A 15,345-nucleotide genomic window follows, 5' to 3' on the forward strand; every position below is an offset into this window, starting at 1 on the left:
CAGCCCAACAAGATCATAATAAACAAGCAAAGGAAAATTCATATGCGTTATGTCGATCCTAATCAACCCGGTTCAAAAGTTCAGTTTAAAGCTCAGTATGAAAACCTGATTGGTGGCCAATGGGTCGCGCCAGTGAAAGGTGAATACTTTGAAAATATCTCCCCTGTAGACGGTAAAGTTTTTACCAAAGTGCCACGTTCTTCTGCTGAAGATATTGAATTGGCTTTGGATGCAGCGCATAAAGCCAAAGCCCAATGGAACGCCTCTTCCCCAACCACACGCTCAAATATTTTATTAAAAATTGCCGATCGACTTGAAGAAAACCTAGAGCTCCTTGCGGTCGCAGAAACCTGGGACAACGGTAAACCGATTCGTGAAACCTTAGCCGCTGATATTCCACTTTGTATCGATCACTTCCGTTATTTTGCCGGCTGTATCCGTGCCCAAGAAGGCGGCATTTCTGAAATTGATGAAAATACTATTGCTTACCATTTCCATGAACCACTTGGTGTGGTCGGTCAAATTATTCCGTGGAATTTCCCAATCTTAATGGCGGCTTGGAAACTAGCTCCAGCATTGGCTGCGGGTAACTGCATCGTGTTGAAACCTGCGGAGCAAACGCCTGTCAGCATCTTGGTTTTGGCTGAACTCATTCAAGACCTACTCCCACCGGGCGTGCTGAATATTGTGAATGGTTATGGTGTTGAAGTGGGTCGTCCACTAGCGACCAATCCACGCATCTCAAAAATCGCCTTCACTGGTTCAACCGCTGTCGGTCAAATGATCATGCAATATGCGACTGAAAATATCATTCCTGTGACTTTAGAACTTGGTGGAAAATCACCGAACATTTTCTTTGAAGACATCATGGACAAAGACGATGAATTCTTAGATAAAACGCTCGAAGGTTTTGCCATGTTTGCGCTCAACCAAGGTGAAATTTGCACATGTCCATCACGTGCTTTGGTGCAGGAAAGCATTGCTGATCGATTCTTGGAAATGGCTGTCGAACGTGTGAAACGTATTAAGACGGGTCATCCACTCGATACCGATACCATGATTGGTGCACAGGCATCGCAAGAGCAGCAAGACAAAATCTTGGGCTGTATCGCGACAGGTAAAAATGAAGGTGCACAGCTCATTACTGGTGGTGATCCACGCAATGAAGTCGGTACAGGTTTCTATATTGAACCAACCATTTTCAAAGGCACCAATGACATGAAGATTTTCCAAGAAGAAATCTTCGGCCCTGTGCTTTCAGTAGCAACCTTTAAAGACTTTGATGATGCCATTAAAATTGCCAATGACACGATTTATGGTCTAGGTGCAGGGGTTTGGTCGCGTTCAGCGCATACTTCATATCGTGCAGGCCGTGCGATTCAGGCAGGTCGTGTATGGACCAACTGTTATCATATCTACCCTGCACACGCAGCATTCGGTGGCTACAAAAAATCAGGGATCGGCCGGGAAAACCACAAAATGATGCTTGATCATTATCAACAAACCAAAAACTTGTTGGTGAGCTATGACACCAAACCAATGGGCTTCTTCTAAGCAGCGTTGAACAATACATGAGATAAAAAGCGAACTTCGGTTCGCTTTTTTTGTTAGAAGCCTCTTCAAAGAATTCATTAAAATTTCTTTTAAAAAGCTGCAAATTTTCTTATGCTTGCTAAACAAATAACTTTATTAATTAAAAATATTTAAATAGCTATGAAATATTGTGTCTCCTGTGGAGAAAAAGCATTAGTACAACATCACTTTTGTAGTGCCTGTGGTCATTCATTTGGTGATCAAGTGTCAGACAAACCTAAGCAAGCACGTTATCCCGCATTTGTGCCCAACCAAGATGATATTTCGACCTATGAACATCATCTCAAATACTTAAACAAATTAAGCTCTTTCCAAAGCAAAGTATTCTATCTTTTCTTCTTTGGTGCTTTCGCGGTCATGTTTTTTACTTTCACAAGTGTATTTTCAGGTTGGGCGTCTGTTTCCAAAGCATTTGAATCTATATGGCTATTTCCTTTTTGTATCATCAGTTGTATTGCCATAAAATTTACAAGTTTGGACTATTGGCTTGCTAAACAAATTTATGGTCGAAATTATCGTTATAAAGACAATGGATTAAGACTCGTTTACCAAGAGCTACCAAGCGCTAAAAATCATAAAGATGAATTTATCTGTATCTTTTGCGGCAATAAACGATTCTTTCGTAAAGGTATTTATGCAAGCGATTCATGCACCGTAAATTGCACCAAATGTCAGCATTATTTATATACGGAATAAAGCTTAAGTTTTTTAAGTTAGTACCCCCAAAAATAAGACTCAATACAAATGAAAGCTGAGTAAAAGTAGATGTAAGTAAGACAATCAGCCATGATCCATTCTATAATTCCACTTACATCTACAATGACTTCTGCATTCCCGCCCTAAAACTGGTGCTTATATTCAATAGCATTCACTCAAGTATTCGTCCAATTAGGCTGATCGTGATGAAGCCTGTAAAGCCGCCTCAACAAAATGTAAATGATCAACACCCCAATATAACTCATCATCGACAAACCAACTTGGCGCCCCAAACACACCACGTGCAATGGCTTCTTCGGTCACCACTTTAAGCTCAGACTTTACTTTTTCATCATCCAACCACTGTTTCACTTGTTCTGCACCTAGCCCCAGTTCTTGCAAGAGTTGCATGAAGGTGGTGAGATCATTTAAATTGCGTGGCTGACCAAACATTGCGTTAAAAATACCCGTCAGTACATTGAGAAATACTTCAGGCTGAAATAATTGGACTGCGGTTATCAAACGCATCAACTGCAAAGTATTGATCGGAAAATACGGATTCATCTGTACGGGTATCTGCCATAACTTTCCCCAACGTTGAAGATCAATCATGGAATAACGTGCCTTCGCAGGTACCGCCATTGGGCTACTATTGCCTGTGGCTTTAAACACTCCACCAAGAAGCATCGGCTTCCAGATCAGCTCGGCTTGATACTGCTGTGCAATCTGTTGAATGCGATGAAAACCGATATAACTATATGGGCTGCCCACATCAAAATAAAATTCAATGACTTTCATGTTTTTCGTCCTTTTTTTGCTTATTTTCCTAACTGATGTTACGCACGTAAAAGTAACATCGTATTTTTTAAATGATTTTTAAGCCGATTTGACGGAGTCTTACATCCAGGGTTTAAATAAAGGGATTAGCCTTCGGCTGGAGATACTTTTGTTTCGGCAAAAGTACCCAAAACCATTGTCATCCGCAAAACTCGTTCACTACCGTCAAATTATTCAAAGCATCACAAAAACATTTTTGATTAGAAGTAGTCCTGTCTTAAACACTTGCGGATGACGTTACCGCGTATCGTTGTTTTATTTGAATCAAATTACGCTTACCAGCGTTCCATCCACGGTCGCAGATCTAATTCATGCGTCCATGCATCTCGTGGTTGCTGTGAGAGATGCCAATAATTTTCTGCAATATGTACGGGATTTAAAATACCATCTTGCGCTTTTTTTGCGTACAAATCGGGAAAAGTCTCTTTAATAAAGTCGGTATCAATCGCCCCATCAACCACCACATGCGCCACATGAATATTTCTAGGCCCAAGTTCACGCGCCATGCTTTGTGCCAAGGCACGAAGCGCATGTTTTGCGCCAGCAAAAGCGGCAAAGCCTGCGGCACCACGAACCCCAGCCGTCGCACCCGTAAAAATAATTGTGCCAGATTCACGGCTCACCATGCGCTTCGCCACTTCCCGACCCGTTAAAAATGCCGAGAAACATGCCATTTCCCAAATCTTGAAATATTTACGTGCGGTTTCTTCCAAAATACTACATGGCACATTGGCACCAATATTAAAGACCATGACCTCAATCGGGCCAATGTTTGATTCAATGTGCTCGATGAGTTCAATCACTTGCTCTTCTTTTCGAGCATCCGAACCAAAGCCAAAAGCAGTCCCTCCCTGTGCTTGAATTTCAGCAATTAAGGGCTGTAATTTGTCGACATTACGCCGCGTCATACATGCGGTATAGCCACCACGAGCAAAGCGTTTGGCAATTTCACCGCCGGTGGCATCTCCTGCACCAATGATCAATGCCACACCTTTGGCAGGCTTAGATAAATGATTATTTTCCATGACGATCTCCTCGTGCTGGATAGTTTTTTTATTCCATATGCGATCAATTTTATTGAATAACGATCGTTACTATAACGAATACTATGTTATGATTAATTTATCGTCAATCATAATTTTTTAGGGTCATGCACATGCGCTATAAACCCGAATACAAACAACAAAAACGACAAGAATTGCTCAACATTACGGGGCAAATTGCGAAAAAAAATGGCTTTGCTGCAACAGGTGTTGACGGCTTAATGAAAGCTGCAGGTGTCACTAGTGGCGCATTCTATTCACATTTTTCGTCAAAACAGGATTTACTCAAAGCATTGGTTGAATATGAATTGCAGCAAAGCTTTAACATGTGGCAAAGCAACCCGCATCATAATGCAGCCGACTGGATTAATTTTGAATTAGACCGTTACTTAACCCCTTCCCACCTTGAACATCCTGAACAAGGCTGTGTTTTGCCGACACTTGCGACCGAAGTAGCTCGTGCAGATGACACGATTAAACAGGCCTATGAAAAGGAATTACTGCGCGGTCATGCTTTATTTAGCGCACATTTGGCGAGTGAAGAAAAAGCTTGGGCCATAATGTCCCAACTGGTCGGTGCGGTTTTAATTGCACGGGCAATGCATGATCCCGAATTACAAAAAAGCATTTTGCAGGCCAATAAAATGGTCATTCAAGATTATTTGGCCGCGCACTCAACTGCATAAGTGACGATTATTTTGTGTGATCCTTCATGTAGTTAAGCGATTAAACGCTTCCGACAAACTGTCAGTTTCATTTGGCTCAATTATTCAAAATCCATATAAGGTTGCCAATTTTTATGCTTTTCAATCGCTTAAAGATTGGGCATAAATGGCACAATTCAAATAAAGTCCTCTTTTCAAGGTTCTGACGACTGTGTATAACAATGAGCCATTAAAGGAAAATGATAAGCATAGGCAAAGAACGCAAAAAAACGTTAGACTATGCAACAATCAATGCAAGTAAATGTCATTCGAGACAAACAAAAAGGTGAAGATTGATGCCGCTCAATACTGTTGAAGAGCTCGTAGCTGATATTCGTGCAGGAAAAATGGTCATCCTCATGGATGATGAAGATCGTGAAAATGAAGGCGACCTTGTTATCGCTGCGACCCACGTACGTCCTGAAGATATCAACTTCATGATTACGCATGCGCGTGGTCTTGTGTGCTTAACGCTCAGCAAAGAGCGTTGCCAACAGTTGAACCTACCACTCATGGTTGATGCCAATGGTGCCCAGCACGGCACCAACTTTACCTTGTCTATTGAAGCAGCAAATGGCATTTCTACAGGGATCTCTCCTGCTGAACGTGCGCACACGATTCAAACAGCGGTGGCAGCACATGCTAAACCTGCGGATATCGTACAGCCAGGCCATATTTTCCCGCTGATGGCGCAGCCTGGTGGCGTTCTTCACCGTGCAGGCCATACTGAAGCGGGCTGTGACTTATCGCGTTTAGCAGGTCTTGAACCAGCTTCAGTGATTTGTGAAATCATCAATGAAGACGGCACTATGGCACGTCGCCCTGATCTTGAAGTGTTTGCTGAAAAACATGGCTTAAAAATGGGGACGATTGCGGACTTAATTCACTACCGCATGACCAATGAGCAAACCGTTGAGCGCATTGATCAACAAACTTTAGATACTGAATATGGTACTTTTGAATTGTTCCGTTACCGTGAAATTGGTAATCCAGACATTCATTTGGCACTGGTTAAAGGCGAACCGAAACAAGGAGTAACCACGGTCCGTGTACATGGTTTCAGCCCGGTTCGTGACTTATTAAAACTCAATAAACAAGATGGCGCTCCGGCGTGGAATCTCGATAAAGCACTCAAAGAAATCGCATCCAGCGATCGTGGTGTTTTAGTATGGATTGGTCAGCGTCATTTACAGGACTTAGGCCCTGCTTTAGAAAATTTAACTGCACCGAAAAATGTTAAATCCAATGCGGCACTGTCTCAGCAGTATCAAACCATTGGTGTCGGCGCACAAATTTTACGTGATTTAGGCGTGGAAAAAATGAAGCTTCTCAGCTCGCCACTACGCTTTAATGCACTATCAGGTTTTAACTTAGAAGTGGTGGAATACATCACCGCAAATCAAACATCAGAGAAATAATCGAGGTTGCTATGGCAGTTCGCCGTATTGAAGGTATGTTACATCTCGCGAACGAAGACCGTTATGCGATTTTAGTTGGTCGTTTTAATAGCTTTGTTGTTGAACATTTGCTAGAAGGTGCCGTTGATACATTGAAACGTCATGGCGTATCAGAGGATAATATCACTGTTGTTCATGCACCGGGTGCTTGGGAACTTCCTGTGGTTGCGAAGAAACTTGCAGCTTCAGATCGTTTCGATGCCATCATCGCGCTTGGCGCAGTGATTCGTGGTAGCACGCCTCACTTCGATTTTGTTGCTGGCGAATGTGCCAAAGGTTTAGGCGTTGTTGGTCTAGACACTGGCTTACCAGTAATTAATGGTGTATTGACTACGGATAGTATTGAACAAGCGATTGAACGCTCAGGTACAAAAGCAGGCAATAAAGGTAGTGAAGCTGCCTTGACTGCTATTGAAATGGTTAACTTGTTAAAGGCTATTTAACGCTATGTCGCAAACACTTCAAGCAACTTATGCAGCAAAACGTAAAGCACGTCGCTTTGCTGTACAAGGAATTTATGAATGGCAAATGAGCCGCAATCCTGTCCATGAGATTGAAGCACGTACACGTGTGGATAATGCCATGCACAAGGTCGACCTCGGCTATTACCACGAGTTATTGACCGAAGTTGTTGCCAATCATGAAGCATTGGATGCGCTTTTAATCCCTGTACTCGATCGTGAAGTAGACGCTTTAGATGGTGTTGAACTTGCAACACTTCGTCTTGGCGCATATGAACTCAAAGAACATCTTGAGATTCCATATCGCGTCGTGTTAGATGAAGCGATCGAGTTAGCTAAACATTTTGGCGGTGCAGACAGCCACAAATACATCAATGGTGTATTGGATCGTTTAGCGACTACATTGCGTGCAGCAGAAAAACAACAAGCTAATTAATTTTTTAAGTAGTACGTTGTATGGCTGAGTTCTCGATCATTGATACCTATTTTAATCGACAGAATATCAATTCTGTCGATTTAGGGGTCGGTGATGACTCAGCCTTGCTCACCCCTCCTCCACAGCAACAATTGGTCATCTGTGCCGATACACTGGTTGCTGGGCGTCACTTCCCCCTCGACACAAACCCACATGCCATAGGCTGGAAATCTGTTGCCGTCAATCTCTCTGATATTGCCGCAATGGGTGCCAAACCACACAGTATTTTATTGGCATTGAGCCTACCCCAAATTGATCATGACTGGCTCAAAGGCTTTAGTCAGGGTTTATATGATTGTTGCGATCAATTTGGTGTGAGTTTAATTGGTGGTGATACCACACAAAGTCCTCATCTGACGATTTCAGTCACAGCCCTCGGCTGGGTTGAATCGGGACAAGCCGTCCCGCGTTCAGGTGCCCAAATCGGTGATTATATCTGCGTCAGCGGACAAGTCGGTGACGCAGCATTTGGCTTAAACCATTTAGGTCATCGCTTACAGCACCGTTTAGATTATCCCACACCCCGTTGCTTACTGGGCCAACAGCTCAAAGGCTTAGCCAACAGTATGATTGATGTCTCTGATGGGCTCGCGCAAGACTTAGGACATATCCTCGCTGCTTCACACGTCGGTGCAGAAATTGAATTAGATCAACTTCCTATCGATCACGATGTAAAACAATTACAACAAGAAAAGCAGTGGCAATACGCCCTCGCGGGTGGAGATGACTATGAGTTATGCTTTACAATAAGTCCGCAGAATTATAAAAAGCTTCTGCAACTAGAATTAGATGTAAACATTAGTAAAATCGGTCAAATCACCCCAAATTTGGGAATCCGTTATAACAATCACGGTGTTGACCAAGTCATAAAATTTAAGGGATACCAGCATTTTGCATAAGCCAGCCATTAACTTTAAATCCATGTCTTGGTTTAACCGAGTCATCGCCTTTTGTGGCGTGGGATTTGGCTCGGGTCTTGCACCCAAAGCACCGGGTACCTTTGGCTCTGCTTTTGCTTTGTTGTTTATTCCAGGTTGGCTTGCAATCGGCTTTTTCAACTCCATTATAGTCATGATCATCATGTCGATTATTGGGATCTATATTTGTGGTCAAACCGCCAAAGTCATGGGTGTCCATGACGATGGCCGCATCGTATGGGATGAATTTGCCGGTCAGTCCATTACCTTCCTCCCGATTTTATATCTTGGGCAAATGAGCTGGACTTGGGCATTGATTGGTTTTGCTTTATTCCGTTTATTTGATGTCTGGAAACCGTGGCCAATTCGTGTCATTGACCGTCAAGTCGGTGGTGGCTTTGGCATCATGTTCGACGACATCATTGCAGGTCTTTGGGCCGCGCTTTGCATCTGTATTTATTTTTATATTTTGTCTATGTAATAGAAACACCTAGGATTAAACATGTCTACTAGCGTTATTATTCTTGCTGCAGGTAAAGGGACACGTATGCGTTCTCGTTTACCCAAAGTATTACAACCACTCGCAGGACAACCCCTACTTGGCCATGTCATCAACACGGCGAAAAAACTAAATGCAGAAGAAATAATTACCATTTATGGGCATGGCGGTGAATTGGTTCAAAACGCGTTTGCACATGAAAATGTCAAATGGGTTGAACAAGCAGAACAATTGGGTACAGGCCATGCAGTCAAAGTGACTCTGCCTGTCCTAGCAAAAACCGGTATTTCTTTGATTCTCTCGGGTGATGTACCTTGCATCACTGAAGCAACATTACAAAAACTATTAGATGCATCTGCTCAAACAGGTATTGGCTTAGTAACCCTAACGGTTAATGATGCGACAGGTTATGGTCGTATTGTACGTGAAAATGGCAAAATTCAAGCCATTGTTGAACACAAAGATGCCTCTGAAGAACAACGTAAAATCAAAGAATTTAATACCGGTATTTATGCCGTAAGTAATGCCAAATTACATGAATGGTTGCCAAAATTAAGCAACAACAATGCGCAAGGTGAATATTACCTGACCGATATCGTTGCCATGGCGATTGCAGACGGTCTCGAAGTGGCATCTGTTGAACCAGAACGTGCTTTCGAAGTGGAAGGTGTCAATGACCGCGTACAATTGGCAGCCCTTGAACGTGAATTTCAAGTATTCCAAGCTAAACAACTGATGCAACAAGGCGTTCACCTGATTGATCCTGCACGTTTCGACTTACGTGGCACATTGACTGTTGGTCAAGATGTCCGTATCGATATCAACGTGATTATTGAAGGTGATGTTGAACTCGGTGATAACGTTGAAATTGGTGCAGGTTGTATCATTAAAAACACCAAGATTGCAGCAGGCACTAAAGTTCAACCATATAGCGTTTTTGACAGCGCCATTGTTGGTGAAGACGCTCAAATCGGTCCATTTGCACGTTTACGCCCAGGCGCAAAATTGGCCAATGAAGTGCATATTGGTAACTTTGTTGAAGTTAAAAATACCACTGTCGGGTTAGGCTCAAAAGCCAACCACTTTACCTATTTAGGTGATGCAGAAGTCGGTGCAGGTTCAAACATTGGCGCAGGCACCATTACCTGCAACTATGATGGCGCAAACAAATTTAAAACCATTATCGGTGACTCAGCCTTCATCGGCTCAAATAGCTCATTAGTCGCTCCTGTCACCATTGGTCATGGTGCAACAGTGGGTGCTGGCTCAACCATTACACGTGACGTGGCAGACAATAGCCTTGCGGTAGAACGTTCGAAGCAATTTGCCAAAGAAAACTATCAACGTCCACAAAAATTGAAGAAATAAGAGGATTAAATTATGTGCGGTATTGTCGGTGGCGTTGCAGAACGTAGTATTACCAATATTTTAATTGAAGGCTTAAAGCGTCTTGAATATCGTGGCTATGACTCTGCAGGTTTAGCGCTGATTAATAAAGGCCACGTTCTACGTGAACGTCGCGTAGGTAAAGTTGCAAATCTTGAACAAGCCGTTGAAGAAGCAGATATCGCAGGTTCAGTCGGTATTGCTCATACGCGCTGGGCAACCCATGGTAAACCGACTGAAAATAATGCCCATCCGCATATTTCAGGCAATGTGGCTGTTGTTCATAACGGTATTATTGAAAACTATCAAGAGCTTAAAGATGATCTAGAAGCGCTTGGTTATATCTTTACCTCACAAACCGATACAGAAGTTGTCGCGCATTTAGTCAATGACGCTTTAAAAACCACCCCAAGTCTTTTAGAAGCGGTTAAAAGTGTCGTGCCTCAACTCAAAGGTGCTTATGCACTGGGTATCGTACATACCGACCATCCTGATGAATTAATCACAGTGCGTGAAGGTTCACCTCTTGTGATTGGTGTCGGTATTGGCGAGAACTTTATTAGCTCGGATCAATTGGCACTTTTACCGATTACCAACCGTTTTATCTACCTTGAAGAAGGTGATATTGCACGTTTGACACGTAATACCATTGAAGTATTCGTCGATGGTAAATTGGTGAATCGTCCAATCAAAGAGCTTGATGCGACTGTAAGCAATGCTTCAAAAGGTGAATATAAACACTATATGCTCAAAGAAATTTATGAGCAGCCTGAAGCGATTAAACAAACGATTTCACAAGCCTTAAATGGTAATGCGCTTCGTGATGATTTCCTTGCCAATGCAGCTCAAGATTTCAGCCAAATTCAACAAGTGCAAATCATCGCATGTGGTACCAGCTACCATGCCGGCATGATTGCCAAATATTGGTTTGAACAACTGATTGACGTGCCTTGCCAAGTCGAAATTGCCAGTGAATTCCGTTACCGCTCGCCTGTGATTGTGAATAACACACTGTATGTTTGTATTTCTCAATCAGGTGAAACAGCCGATACTTTAGCTGCACTGCGTGATACGCAAAAACGTGCAGCAGCGAAAAGCTTGAATATCACCACCATGACCATTTGCAACGTCGCAACTTCGTCAATGGTACGTGAAACCAACTACAGTTTGTTAACACTCGCAGGCCCTGAAATTGGTGTTGCTTCGACTAAAGCATTTACCACACAGCTTGCGGCATTGATGCTATTGGTATTGAAAATTGGTCAAATTAAGCAAAGCATTTCAACTGACCGTGTCTCTGAAATTATTGCTGCGCTTTGGCATACACCGAAAGTGATTTTAGATACTTTACAAAATAATGCTGAGATTCTACGTCTATCAGAATTATTTGTTGAAAAAAATCACTGTCTATTCTTGGGTCGTGGAACTGAGTTCCCTATCGCTCTTGAAGGTGCTTTGAAACTTAAAGAGATTTCATATATCCATGCAGAAGGTTATGCGGCTGGTGAATTAAAACACGGTCCATTGGCACTGGTAGATAATGATATGCCTGTGGTGATTCTTGCTCCACAAGATGACATGTTGGACAAACTCAAATCGAACATGGAAGAAGTGCAAGCACGTGGTGGTGAGTTGTTTGTCTTTGCCGATGAGAATAGCGGCATTAAAACTAAAGATCGTCAACATGTTGTGTATGTGCCAAGTGTGAATGAAATCTTGGCGCCGATTGTGTATAGCATTCCAGTACAACTGCTCTCATACCATGTTGCAGTGCTGCGTGGAACAGATGTCGATCAGCCACGTAACTTGGCGAAGTCTGTGACGGTGGAATAAAATTTAAAGTCTAAAAAAGGGAGCTTATGCTCCCTTTTTTAGACGCGCTTTTCAAGTATATCCATTGAGATTGTAGATTTTACTTCAAACTATCACGTCAGATTTATTCTAATCCCTATTGAGGAACCCACCACTATTCTGATTATCCGAAAAACCCACCAAAAATAAGCCCGAAAACACAAAATCAAAGTGCTTACTCGTTACATAGCCTTAATTAAATAAGTAAAGAAAATATATTCAAAATACTCTAGTGAATTTTGCTAACTATCGCCTCGTTCATTTAATCAACTATACCAACCAAATATTTTGCAGCATTGATTTTCTAGAATTCGCAGATTTTTAAGCACATCTAGAATAGTACGGAATAAATTATATAAATATGATAAAGCCAAATTTATGGTATATCAGCTATAAACTTGTATTGACGTCGAACGTTTTGACCTACCGCAATCTAAGACATTGAGCAACTATCGAATCACCAAAAAATATTCAAATATATCATTGTACAGACTACTTAGCTTTTTTATTGACACTTCCTACAAACCTTTCCGCACCAACTTCTTGATCCGGAGCATTAATCCCCTCTTTGTTAAGCATCACTTTTACTGTTTTAAACATAATTTTAAAATCTCCCAAAATAGATCGATTTTCTACATAGTGCACATCAAGCTCAAACTTCTCTTCCCACGAAAGGTTATTACGACCACTAACCTGAGCTAAGCCAGTCATACCTGGTTTTACTTCATGGCGACGCATTTGATGCGGTGTATAGTGCTCTAAAAAGTCTTTCATTTGAGGACGAGGACCTACGATGCTCATGTCCCCTTTTAAGACATTAATCAGCTGAGGCATTTCATCCAAGCTTGTTGAACGCAACTTATGTCCAAATGGCGTAATACGCTGATCATCTGGCAATGGATTACCATGCTTATCAACTGCATCCAGCATCGATCTAAATTTCATCATTTTAAAAATTTTTGCATCTTGCCCCGGTCTTTCTTGGTAAAAGAAAATAGGAGAACCTAAATTTTTGCGAACTTTATAGGCCACAAAAAAAAATATCGGGCTTAAAATTATTAATGCTGTTAAAGCAATTAATACGTCAACCAAACGTTTCACAGCTACATCCCTTATTTGTATTTCAGTAAACTCTCGTTATTTAGAATGAAGATAAAATTCTAAATAACGATCCCAAACTTCAACACTATTAAAATTAGATTTTGCCCATATCGGCGCTTGCTCATACTTTTTTAAGAATAGCATTTTATTATCAGAAGCTTGTTCAATATCAAAAGCTATGCCATCAAAATCTTGAAATTTAAACCGTTTACCAGAAAGATTTTGTTCGACACTGTCTTTTAAACCGCTTATATCATAACAAAAAGTTGGAGTTCCGCAGCAAGCCGCTTCTATAGCGACATTTCCAAAACCATCACGATGCGTTAGGAACAAGTGCAAATCAGCCTTTTGAAAAAATTCCTGTGGAGTTGGCGAATGTTGATAATATTGCACAAAAGGAAAATCTTGAATGATTTTATCTAGCATAATTTTAGACTCCTCATCCTCAATTCTGCCCACAATGTTTAGCGCGATTTTATCCGTCTTTTTTAATCGGGTTAATACTTCATATAAATCGAAAATACCTTTATCACGGCACACACGTCCAATCACTAAAATATTAAATATATTTGAATCATCGCGCATTATTGGAAAATATTTATTTACATTAACCCCATTAGAAGAACCCTTGCCAATAACCGTCGCCTTATCTTCAGTAATTATTTTTTCAGCAATAAAATCAGCACTCATTGTATTTGATATGAAAATAACTTTATTAGAAATCTTTAAGCAAAGTTTATCCAAAATGACAAAGAATAGTCTTTTTTTTCCTGTAAAGTTTTCATAAGCCCGTCCACGAATTAGCGCTATTCGATTTTTATGAAAAGCTAAATATGAGGATAAACTTCCAAGAAGAAGTCCCTTAGGAGAAGAATAAACAACTGCATCAAATCGATTAAATATGAAAAAAAAGAATAACCTAAAGAGCATATAAAAATCTTTAAATAATGAAATATTCCTTTCTATTGGAAATATGACAACTCTTCCAACATTTCTTGCTTTGAGTTTTTCATCCTCTTTAGACCAGTTCCCGCATACTAAAGTTAATTCTACATTTTTTTCATGTGCAAAATACTCCAACTGATCACGGCAGAGAATATTAAATTGTGAAGAATCAGTCATCACAAAACAGATTTTTTTCATAATGATTTCTCAACAGTATTACGACAAGCCATCCAAAAATTACGTCTATTTTCTTCTAACTGAGAGAAATCATATTGTTTCGACTTCACAAAGTTTTTTTGTCCACATAAGCTTCTATGATTTTCGTCCGTAACAAGTTCAGAAATCATATCTGCAAAAATTTCTTCATCAAATGTTGTTAACATATATTTAGAGTCTAATAATTCAGGAATTCCACCTACATCACTCGCTAGGACAGGTAAACCTCTAGCCATTGCTTCAATCATGGCTCTAGGTAATCCTTCGGTTAAACTAGGTTGAATATAAAGATCTAACTGATCAAGCCACTCTTTAACTGGCTCTCCACCTGGCAATATTCCATCAAAATGAATCAGATCTTTGATATTAAGCTCATCTGCTAATTTCATATATTCAGAAAGAAGGCTGCCTTCACCTAAAATATGCAAATGTGTAATAATATTTCTATTTCGCAGTAAAGCTATTGTCCTGATTGAAAAATCAATACCTTTATAGTGATTATTAAATGAACCAATTAACCCTATTTTAAAACAATCATTAGCAGATAGTTGATAGTTTGTTTTTGCAGCGCGATCAGAAACATGAATAACGACATTGGAAGCAACAGCACTCATTCTTGAGGTTGGATAATCTTTTTGTAACGCATATTGTGTAACATATATTACTCCAGAAGCTTTTTTAGTAAAAAATTTAGTAAAAAAAGAATATAAATTAGCTAAAAAAATTTTAGGGATAGAAGAGTTTTTATCAATCAATGAATCTCTAGCATGCCCGACTAACTCAAGAAAATATTTTTTACCAAATAGCATACTTATCAGACAAGCAAACAAACCCATGAATGATGGCAATCTTATAATATTCATATCACTATTGGTTATATTTTTAAAAACTTTCATATTAAAAATAAAATTCTTTAAAAAAATATCTATAGGACTAATACCCTTGACTGGGTTGAAAATAACATTTTGTTGATCAACTAAATTTAGTTTTCCAATCTGTTTACTTTCAATATCCATAACGCGAGTTATTGCAAATATTTTATCATCTTCATTAAAAATATATCTTTGAAATAATTCATTTGTTAACTTTCCATCAGTATAAAATTTACCTTCAAGAATATCACGTCTAATTTTATGATCATGTACAAAAACTATTTTCATAATT

15 protein-coding genes are annotated in these 15,345 nt (G+C 40.3%); 10 read left to right on the forward strand and 5 right to left on the reverse strand.

What is annotated here, in order from left to right; all coding sequences use genetic code 11:
• Positions 1-42 precede the first annotated feature (42 nt).
• Together FTU79_RS07690 and FTU79_RS07695 are read left to right on the forward strand one after the other, a co-directional pair.
• Entirely contained in the window at positions 43-1,554 is a 1,512-nt protein-coding gene (locus FTU79_RS07690; protein ID WP_078194071.1) for an aldehyde dehydrogenase family protein, read from the forward strand.
• A 243-nt stretch (positions 1,555-1,797) separates the two neighbouring features.
• Complete coding sequence (locus FTU79_RS07695) at positions 1,798-2,289, forward strand: hypothetical protein (protein ID WP_180024783.1); 492 nt, start codon at positions 1,798-1,800, stop codon at positions 2,287-2,289.
• A gap of 192 nt (positions 2,290-2,481) precedes the next feature.
• Here FTU79_RS07695 and FTU79_RS07700 read toward each other — a convergent pair whose 3' ends face one another.
• Positions 2,482-3,087, reverse strand: coding sequence for a 2-hydroxychromene-2-carboxylate isomerase (locus FTU79_RS07700; RefSeq protein ID WP_180049499.1), 606 nt, complete (start codon positions 3,085-3,087; stop codon positions 2,482-2,484).
• Between the two features lie 314 nt (positions 3,088-3,401).
• Positions 3,402-4,151 carry an SDR family oxidoreductase gene (locus FTU79_RS07705; RefSeq protein WP_180049501.1) on the reverse strand — a complete coding sequence of 250 codons (750 nt, stop codon included), beginning with the start codon at positions 4,149-4,151 and terminating at the stop codon, positions 3,402-3,404.
• Between the two features lie 131 nt (positions 4,152-4,282).
• Between FTU79_RS07705 and FTU79_RS07710 the strand changes: the two genes are divergently transcribed.
• From FTU79_RS07710 to glmS, 8 genes are all read left to right on the forward strand, one after another.
• Positions 4,283-4,855 carry a TetR/AcrR family transcriptional regulator gene (locus FTU79_RS07710; RefSeq protein WP_180049503.1) on the forward strand — a complete coding sequence of 191 codons (573 nt, stop codon included), beginning with the start codon at positions 4,283-4,285 and terminating at the stop codon, positions 4,853-4,855.
• Between the two features lie 314 nt (positions 4,856-5,169).
• A complete protein-coding gene (gene ribBA, locus FTU79_RS07715; RefSeq protein ID WP_078191533.1) occupies positions 5,170-6,291 on the forward strand; it encodes a bifunctional 3,4-dihydroxy-2-butanone-4-phosphate synthase/GTP cyclohydrolase II in 1,122 nt (373 codons plus the stop codon).
• Between the two features lie 11 nt (positions 6,292-6,302).
• Positions 6,303-6,773, forward strand: a complete 471-nt coding sequence (gene ribE, locus FTU79_RS07720) for a 6,7-dimethyl-8-ribityllumazine synthase (RefSeq protein WP_067765591.1) — start codon at positions 6,303-6,305, stop codon at positions 6,771-6,773.
• Between the two features lie 4 nt (positions 6,774-6,777).
• Positions 6,778-7,227 (forward strand): transcription antitermination factor NusB, encoded by a 450-nt coding sequence (gene nusB / locus FTU79_RS07725; RefSeq protein WP_078191534.1) that lies wholly within the window; start codon positions 6,778-6,780, stop codon positions 7,225-7,227.
• 20 nt (positions 7,228-7,247) lie between these two features.
• On the forward strand, positions 7,248-8,165 hold the full coding sequence (gene thiL / locus FTU79_RS07730; RefSeq protein WP_180049505.1) for a thiamine-phosphate kinase: 918 nt from the start codon (positions 7,248-7,250) through the stop codon (positions 8,163-8,165).
• Between the two features lie 22 nt (positions 8,166-8,187).
• Positions 8,188-8,664 carry a phosphatidylglycerophosphatase A gene (locus tag FTU79_RS07735; protein ID WP_078194116.1) on the forward strand — a complete coding sequence of 159 codons (477 nt, stop codon included), beginning with the start codon at positions 8,188-8,190 and terminating at the stop codon, positions 8,662-8,664.
• Positions 8,665-8,685: 21 nt separating this feature from the next.
• Complete coding sequence (gene glmU / locus FTU79_RS07740; RefSeq protein ID WP_180049507.1) at positions 8,686-10,050, forward strand: bifunctional UDP-N-acetylglucosamine diphosphorylase/glucosamine-1-phosphate N-acetyltransferase GlmU; 1,365 nt, start codon at positions 8,686-8,688, stop codon at positions 10,048-10,050.
• A gap of 12 nt (positions 10,051-10,062) precedes the next feature.
• The gene (glmS, locus tag FTU79_RS07745; RefSeq protein WP_180049509.1) at positions 10,063-11,901 is read left to right on the forward strand and encodes a glutamine--fructose-6-phosphate transaminase (isomerizing); all 1,839 of its coding nucleotides are present in this window, start codon (positions 10,063-10,065) and stop codon (positions 11,899-11,901) included.
• Between the two features lie 510 nt (positions 11,902-12,411).
• Here glmS and FTU79_RS07750 read toward each other — a convergent pair.
• The 3 genes from FTU79_RS07750 to FTU79_RS07760 are packed head-to-tail and all read right to left on the reverse strand — an operon-like array spanning position 12,412 to position 15,341.
• Complete coding sequence (locus FTU79_RS07750) at positions 12,412-13,020, reverse strand: sugar transferase (RefSeq protein ID WP_180049511.1); 609 nt, start codon at positions 13,018-13,020, stop codon at positions 12,412-12,414.
• 36 nt (positions 13,021-13,056) lie between these two features.
• Positions 13,057-14,163: a glycosyltransferase gene (locus FTU79_RS07755; RefSeq protein WP_180049513.1), complete on the reverse strand. Its 1,107-nt coding sequence runs from the start codon at positions 14,161-14,163 to the stop codon at positions 13,057-13,059.
• Positions 14,160-15,341, reverse strand: coding sequence for a glycosyltransferase (locus FTU79_RS07760; RefSeq protein WP_180049515.1), 1,182 nt, complete (start codon positions 15,339-15,341; stop codon positions 14,160-14,162). The genes FTU79_RS07755 and FTU79_RS07760 overlap by 4 nt, the downstream gene beginning before the upstream one ends.
• Between the last annotated feature and the right edge of the window lie 4 nt (positions 15,342-15,345).

The sequence above is a fragment of the Acinetobacter sp. YH12144 genome, from assembly GCF_013418345.1.
In the GTDB taxonomy this organism is placed as follows: domain Bacteria; phylum Pseudomonadota; class Gammaproteobacteria; order Pseudomonadales; family Moraxellaceae; genus Acinetobacter; species Acinetobacter amyesii.

Bases quoted from the DNA above. Each gene is read 5' to 3' on its own strand.
- glmS (WP_180049509.1), top strand. From the start codon at position 10,063: ATGTGCGGTATTGTCGGTGGCGTTGCAGAACGTAGTATTACCAATATT.
- nusB (WP_078191534.1), top strand. From the start codon at position 6,778: ATGTCGCAAACACTTCAAGCAACTTATGCAGCAAAACGTAAAGCACGT.
- FTU79_RS07755 (WP_180049513.1), bottom strand. From the start codon at position 14,163: ATGAAAAAAATCTGTTTTGTGATGACTGATTCTTCACAATTTAATATT.
- FTU79_RS07760 (WP_180049515.1), bottom strand. From the start codon at position 15,341: ATGAAAATAGTTTTTGTACATGATCATAAAATTAGACGTGATATTCTT.
- FTU79_RS07700 (WP_180049499.1), bottom strand. From the start codon at position 3,087: ATGAAAGTCATTGAATTTTATTTTGATGTGGGCAGCCCATATAGTTAT.
- ribE (WP_067765591.1), top strand. From the start codon at position 6,303: ATGGCAGTTCGCCGTATTGAAGGTATGTTACATCTCGCGAACGAAGAC.
- FTU79_RS07735 (WP_078194116.1), top strand. From the start codon at position 8,188: ATGTCTTGGTTTAACCGAGTCATCGCCTTTTGTGGCGTGGGATTTGGC.
- FTU79_RS07690 (WP_078194071.1), top strand. From the start codon at position 43: ATGCGTTATGTCGATCCTAATCAACCCGGTTCAAAAGTTCAGTTTAAA.
- FTU79_RS07710 (WP_180049503.1), top strand. From the start codon at position 4,283: ATGCGCTATAAACCCGAATACAAACAACAAAAACGACAAGAATTGCTC.
- thiL (WP_180049505.1), top strand. From the start codon at position 7,248: ATGGCTGAGTTCTCGATCATTGATACCTATTTTAATCGACAGAATATC.
- FTU79_RS07705 (WP_180049501.1), bottom strand. From the start codon at position 4,151: ATGGAAAATAATCATTTATCTAAGCCTGCCAAAGGTGTGGCATTGATC.
- ribBA (WP_078191533.1), top strand. From the start codon at position 5,170: ATGCCGCTCAATACTGTTGAAGAGCTCGTAGCTGATATTCGTGCAGGA.
- glmU (WP_180049507.1), top strand. From the start codon at position 8,686: ATGTCTACTAGCGTTATTATTCTTGCTGCAGGTAAAGGGACACGTATG.